The following is a 6,886-nucleotide window of genomic DNA, read 5'->3' as shown; positions in this document are numbered from 1 at the left end:
TACATTGATCGTATACAATACAACGGATGCCTGGCCTGCTTCTACAACTACTGTCTCTGTCTTGGCAGCTGTTCCAGCCGGGGTTACATAGCCTGCCGGGGCTTCTGTTTCTACAAAGTAATAGCTTCCCGGTTCTACGTCATCAACTGTTATCTTTCCATCCTTGCCAGTCACATAAGAGCCACGCTTTTCATCCGGATTTCCAACCTTATACAGGTCGAATTTTGCTCCCTCAAGGGCTGCTCCTTCTGCTCCTGTCTTCAGCAGTTCCAGTTTTCCTTTACTTTCTTCCGTATTGCTCATTTCGAAAGTATAAGTCTTTACTTCTGTCTGGCCTGCTGCAACTTCCTTAACCCCTGTCTTTGCTGCATCTCCGCTTGGAGTTACATAACCTGCCGGCGCTTTTGTTTCTTTGAAATAATAGCTTCCCGGTTCTACGCCGTCAACTGTGATCTTTCCATCCTCTCCGGTTGTATAGGTTCCAATCAGGGTTTCCGGATTTCCTGTTTTATACAGTTCGAATTCTGCTCCTGCAAGCGCCATTTCACCGACGCCTTTTTTAATAAGAATCAGAATTCCTTTTTCTGGATAAGTATTTGTAATTTCCACAGAATGTCCATCACTAGCTGACGCTAACTTAAATTTAGCATTAGCAACATCCTTGCCATCTAACTTATACGATGTTTGATATACCACATTTGCACCATTCATTTCCTCTACCGTATAAGTTCCTGCTGGTAAATCTTTAATAGATACTGTACTATTGCCAGCAATAGAAAATTCTATTGTACTACCACTTATAGAAACACTATTTTCAACTACATTTGAAACAATCGCATTCTCAAGATTAATTCTCTCTGTATTTGTAACCTTTATTTTAAAGGATTCAGCATACTCTGAAGCATCTCCTCCTGTTACTATTTTACTAATAGTTAAATTTACCTTACGGTCTGTGACTGTTTTGGTAATGCCGCCTTTCGTGATCATTATCTCTGAAATATCTTCATTTGCTGCAACTATTTCACTTACTAACGCGGTTGCTGTATTTTTTGAAATGGTTGTATCATCATAACGTATAAAATAATGTTTTGATGGATCAGATATTTCATATCCTGCTGGCGGATTTGTCTCTACCCAATAGTAAATAACTCCAGCCTTTATATCAGTTACTTTTGCCTGTCCATTCTGATCAGTTATCACTTCACAATGCAAAGTCGGATCGCCAGTAATTTTCTTAGTGTCTTTATCATATGTCACACTATAAACTTTAAATGTAGCTCCTGAAAGTTTTTCAGAAAGATCACTGTTTGATTTTTCAAACATAAATTCATCGTTACTGCCACTGATAGTTGCACCATGAGATTTAACAGTAACATTCTTCTTATCTTCCGTTGACTTAGTTACTTTTCCTGACAAGGTAACTCTATTTATTAGTTCCTGATCTCCAAGTTCAGATACTCTTACTCTGTATTTTATTACAACATGCTTTTCATCAGGAATAGTAATTGTTAATTTTCTCCCTACAAGTTCATAAGATATATTTACAGGCTGGTTTTCTCCATCTGCTGCAAATATTGTTTTTCCTTCAATTCCATTAGGCATAAGCTCGACGCCTTCTGGTAATTCATCTATAAGTGTAAGTGTAGCCTCATCAGATAGCTTTAACCCTTCCTCATTTACCGTAATTGTATAGTCTAATTTATCATTCGCTTTTATGCCATCTGAACTCTTTGCAATATAAGTATGATTAATGGTGATAGAATCTTCAGTGCCAGTCAGTTCTTTCTCTCCCTCATCATATACTTTTACACAGTTTGTATATGTATGAGAATCATTTAAAAATTTAGAATCAACTACAGTTGTATAGGTAACTATATATTTGTTTCCGCTTAATCCACCTAACCTTGCACTAATAGTGTTATTCTCCACCGTAGGTACTATTGCAGTTTCTGCTCCATCATTGACTTTAACGTTAAAGCTACCTTCCTTGTAGGACATTCCATCTGGAATCGTATCTTTGAATGTAACATTTTTATCAGGTGTATATGTTTTAGCCAGGTCATTGATAACGACAAACCAAGTTACCTCACGTGTTTTTTTGTTATAATTTCCATGTGATTTCGTGACATCGTATGTAGATAAATATCTAGCTTTAGCGCTATCCTCTCCAATGTAAGTCCAATTATCTACATAAAGAGTACCTTTATTATAAAACCATTTTCCAGCACCAGTAATTGTAGCAAACCCTGCTTCATAAATAAATGGTATTTTTATAATAATATTATCAGATAAACTTCCAAATATAAAGCTACGGCTACTTGCATCATAAGTATAATCTTCTACTGAAGAACCATCCTTTTCTTTTACAACTGTTACTTTTGATGCATCAATAGCATATCCATCTGTACTTTTAGGCCCCCCATCTTTATCACTATAGCCCATATCGTTTTCTTGTACTCTGACATTATTTAACGTTGTTCCTGTTGGAACTTTTACTGTAATAGTCCACCAGACATAGCTTCCATCGTTTGTGGGATCAAACTTTTCAAACTTTTTCTCTATTTCTGCCTTAGATTTACTTCCATAATCAACTGATTCATATGTTGAGTCTTTATTTCCATCATTTTCTCCTGGTGGCAATGTTTCAATATCATTTTTTACATTATGCCAACCCGATAGATCTGTTCCCTCCGTTGTTGTTTTATACGTAATCGTATATTTACTTGTTGTTGATTCACTAAACGTATAATCCAAAAAAGTATGCTGCTGATTATCATCACTTGAAAAATCAGTTGGCGGTATGGGTGTCAAACCAAGTAATTCAGGTGTCACACTAAATGACCCTTCTACATATTTCTGATTTTTTGACATTTTATCTATAAGTCTGTAACCATTTAAATCTGTTACACCATCGCCAACTGTAATTGTATACGTAAATACAGTATCTTTTGTCCCATCCTCTTTGGTTGTTTCAGATTTCGTTACTTTTTTTTGAGTCACATCTCTTTTTACAGTAATTTTTGTTTCATCTTCTGGAGTATTTTTTGTGCCCTCCCAGTTCCAAGAAGCTTTATTGGTAATCTCACTGTTCCAACCAGTGTTCTCTACTGTAGTCTGATAAGTAACTTTATAATAATCTCCAGCTTTTATTTCTTTTCCTAAAGCTGCTTTCACATCTACTGTAAAGACTCCATTTTCTACAGTTACTGGCACCTCAATATTATCATTAATTTTAATCTTGCCGCCAATAATTTCTTGTCCTGCTCCTAAAGTATCTGTAAGTACAAGCTTGTCAAGATCGGCATTTGCTTTAAATGTTATTTCATAATTAAGTTTTCCATCAGCAGACCATACAACTCTTCCATCATCAGCTTGTTGTCCTTGTACCTTCTTAGAAGTTTCTGTTTTTACTTCTTCAAATTTGACAACTGTTTTATCGGTTATACCCGGAAATTCTATTTCTTTTTCTGAATCAGTCTTAATTACAGAAGAATCGAAACTGCAATTAAGCAAAAATGTTCCTTTAACATCAGAGGTGTGATTTTGTATATAGTTTGAATCTATGTATAAATATACTTTTCCATTCTTAACTTTATAAGTTCCTGCATTTGTGTTTCCGTCATAAATTATGCCTACACTATCCTCAACAATAGAACTAAACACTCCACCTTCAGCAGAGCTTAAGAGGCTGCTTATATCGTAAACCCATGTAGGATTATTTTTTGCAGTATCCAGCTTATCATCATCAATTACATATGAGAAAGCAAACTCTAATGTACCTTTTCGATTCACGTTTTCAACACTTGATGTTGCTGATACTGTAAGACCTCCAGCTTTCACCAGCTCTGTCAAATTAGCTTCTTTACCCGAATTATTTTCTTCTCCTGTTGATGGAGCCCCATAAGTCGTCACACCACCCACAATCGAAAAACTATCCTGAGTAAATCCCATAGAAGTGATCTCGCCGTCTGCGTTTGTGTTTATGTACTCGGTTACGACTTCTGCCTGACCTTCGTTGTCGAGATGGACAACGTCTTTATTTACGACGTCACCATCAACAGTGCTTTCCTGAATCTGTTTGAAGCTCATATCTACTTTTACGTTTCCGCTTTCTGGCTCAATCCGTTTTCCGTCGGCGGTCAGGAAATATACATCATAGAGTACATACTCTGCTGTAGTGTTTTTAGCGTTCAGTCCTAACTGGCTGCTCAGCTGGCTGTTGAATGCGGCTACAGCTGCATTGTAACGGTCGGTGCCAGGTGCAATGTAGTCAGCTTTGATTTCTGCATTCTGTGGAAGGTTTGCATCTTCCGGAGCAATTGCTGTGATCACTACACGACTGTCTTCGTATCTGAAAGAAGTCTTCGGTGCTTCTGTGGGAGTAGGTGTCGGTGTCTCGCTTGGCACTGCGCTTACTTCCGGAACAGGAGTTGCAGTTGCCTCTGCAGCCGGTGTATCGGTTACTTCCGGTGCTGCGGGAGCTTCGGTTACTTCTGTTGCTGGTGCCTCTGTCGGCTCTGCTGCAGGTGCTTCTGTAGGCTGCTCAGCTGGAGCTTCTGTCGGCTCCTGGGCAGGCTCTTCAGCAGGAGTTTCCGGTTCTTCCTGAGGTTCTTCTGGTTCCTCAGCAACCGGCTCTTCGGCTTCCGGTTCTGCTTCCTCCTCTGTATATTCTTCTGCTTCGCTTTCAGACGGGGTTGGTGTTGCAGTCACGTCCTCAGCGTAGGTATCGTCTGTTGCCAGAACAGTCAGACTGGACTGCTGGAATACCATAGATACCGCCAGAAGTATGGCAAAAAATGATTTCAGCCTCGATTTCTTTTTCATGGTTACGTCCTCCTTTTTAATGATCGAGTTTTCCTTTTTCATTAAGCTTTGAGTGTGGCTTTACAGGCAGAAGTGCCCAAAAACCCGTTTTCATCATCATATCACACAGTTTTTAAAGGGGCAATATTTGAGGTTGCTTAAAAAAATCCCTGTTTTCTGCTGTTTTACTAAGGAATCGGGCACTAACCGTCCCTTATTTTCGTGTTTTTATAGTGTGTATTTTAGTGTACTTGCTATTTTTTCGATTTTTTATTGAAAAAAGCACACATTTTCTCATTTTTTCTCCTTTCACCATACAAAAAACCACATTTTTACTTCATTTCTCTCCATCCAATTTTCAGCGTTTTGCACAATTTCAGTTCCTATTTTCTAAACTATATTCGCTCTGTTTTTCGTATTTTCTCATGGTGTATCTTGATGTACGGTTTTTCTCGTGGTATAATGAGTGCCAGAAAACCAATGTGCTTATGCAATTGACAAACAAAGAATAAGCAGCATCTTCATTTTCAAATGATAAAACCATACAGGAGGACACCCTATGTTTCTGAAAAAGACTCCTAAGGCAAAGGGAACTTACCTTGCCATCACCGAATCCTACTATGACAAAGAGAAGAAAGCCACCCGTCAGAAGACTATTATGGGGCTGGGGTATCTGGAAGATTTGAAGAAAGATTATCCGGATCCTATCAGCCATTTTGAGAAGGTGGTCTCGGATATGAACCAGGAGCGTGAAGATAAGAAGAACTCTGTGGTATATGTTGACCTTACTGCTACTCTCTCACCAGGAGAGCACTCTCTAAAAAATGTGGGTTATGGTGTTCTGAAGTATCTTTACAAGGAACTGCAGCTGGATATTTTCTGGCGTACCAAGACCTGGAATCTTTCTCTTACCTATAATATAGAAGAGATTTTTCGATATATTGTTATTTCCCGTATTCTTTACCCAAGCTGTACCTGGAATGAAGCGATTGAAAAAGGGCTCTATTTCGAAGAGCCAGATAGCATTTCCGAAGAAGACCTGGATTCTGCTTTGAATATTATGGTAAAATTTCAAAAAGATCTGCAGAAGTGGATTTATGAGCATTCCAGCAGCATCCTTTCCAGAGATGCCGCTTCTACCTTTTTGGACCACACAGACTATAATTTTTCCATTCCAGGAAGCATGCCTTCTGATTCACAGCCTAATGCCAGACGTACAGATTCCACCCTTCACCTGGATCTTCTCACGGACAGGAACGGAATCCCCATTGCGTATGACTTGTCTACCAGTGGTATTATGTTGAACCAATCTGTTTTCAATGCTGTGAAGCGACTAAAGAGGGATAATCCTAAGACTCATTTTTACAATACTGCGCCTGCACGTCCGGAGGAGGAACCTTTCATTTGTAATGGGATTCCAGCAGATGGATATATTTATGGTCTGCCTGTACACACTTCCAATGCAGAATTCAAGGATTGGGTTCTGAAGGATGGGTATCAGGAAATGAAGGTTTTGAACGAAAAATATCAGACCATCCCACTTCTTTATAAAGAGAGGATTTTTGAAGAAAGGGAAAAACAATTCGTTTACTATCATGAGCTTCAGGCCAGACAGCAGCGCCTTGCCAGGGAGTCTTCCGGACGACGTACCGGGTTGAAGCTGGACGGATATACCGCTATCGCTACGAATAACCTGGAGGCGGATAATCTTACTCCTTACCGCCTTTTCAGCGGACTTCGCCACATGGAGAGGATTTTCCGGGATTCCAAAAGCCAGTACGACTCTACTGCTACTTTCACCTGGACGCCCGATAAGATCAACGCCCATTTCGTGATCGGGTTTGTTTCCTTTACCTTAATGCGAATGCTGCAGGCGAAGCTTGATTTCCAGTTTTCCATGGAGCAGATCAGTACTTCTTTGCAGAGGTATAATTGCGTGCAGATTGCAGGAAATATTTATCAGTTTACTTATTATGATGAGATCCTGGATGCCTGTGAAAAGGCTCTGAAACTGGAACTGCATAATAAATACCGCAGCCAGCTCCAGATCCGGAGACTGCTGCGGTATTAAGAAATCTACAAT

Annotated in this window: 2 protein-coding genes; one reads left to right on the top strand and one right to left on the bottom strand. The window is 39.3% G+C overall.

Annotated elements, in window-relative coordinates; translation table 11 throughout:
* On the bottom strand, positions 1 to 4,824 hold a 4,824-nt coding region (locus ACTQ50_RS08825), incomplete at its 3' end, for a SpaA isopeptide-forming pilin-related protein (RefSeq protein ID WP_441483891.1).
* A 538-nt stretch (positions 4,825 to 5,362) separates the two neighbouring features.
* On the opposite strand from ACTQ50_RS08825, the gene ACTQ50_RS08820 reads away from it, so the two are divergent.
* The gene (locus ACTQ50_RS08820) at positions 5,363 to 6,874 is read left to right on the top strand and encodes a hypothetical protein (protein ID WP_441483890.1); all 1,512 of its coding nucleotides are present in this window, start codon (positions 5,363 to 5,365) and stop codon (positions 6,872 to 6,874) included.
* Positions 6,875 to 6,886 lie beyond the last annotated feature (12 nt).

Source organism: Blautia sp. Sow4_E7 (genome assembly GCF_052116245.1).
In the GTDB taxonomy this organism is placed as follows: Bacteria; Bacillota; Clostridia; order Lachnospirales; family Lachnospiraceae; genus Blautia_A.
The sequence above is the reverse complement of the archived record's forward strand: the minus strand, read 5'-3'. Positions and strand labels throughout refer to the sequence as shown.

Coding starts and splice junctions, on each gene's coding strand:
- ACTQ50_RS08820 (WP_441483890.1), top strand. CDS start 5,363: ATGTTTCTGAAAAAGACTCCTAAGGCAAAGGGAACTTACCTTGCCATC.